The organism is Rhizobium sp. SVR5-2C, assembly GCF_056755115.1.
This window is the reverse complement of sequence record NZ_JBNDHT010000739.1, coordinates 1-209: the sequence shown is the minus strand read 5'-3', so window position 1 is coordinate 209 and position 209 is coordinate 1. Positions and strand designations below refer to the sequence as shown.

At 60.3% G+C, this 209-nt stretch carries 1 protein-coding gene; it reads right to left on the bottom strand.

Features of this window, described 5'->3' with window-relative positions; translation table 11 throughout:
• Positions 1–209, bottom strand: a 209-nt coding sequence (locus ACPYOI_RS37440; RefSeq protein ID WP_481424347.1) for a ketopantoate reductase family protein, incomplete at both ends; no start/stop codon positions are given.

Sequence of the window (209 nt, the reverse complement as noted above, 5' to 3'; positions counted from 1 at the left end):
CCGGGCGCAAGTCTTTCCACAGTGATTGTCGTAACGGCGCCAATTACACGCTGCTCCGGCAGCAATCGCTTGAGGCGCTGACGAGGGTCGACAGCCAGAACGGTGCGGCCGGCGTGACGCCCTTCAACCCCCTGGAAATACCACCATGGAATGCCGTTAACGAACGGAACGACGAGCGTCTCAGGATGAATGAGGGGTTGTACGGCCTC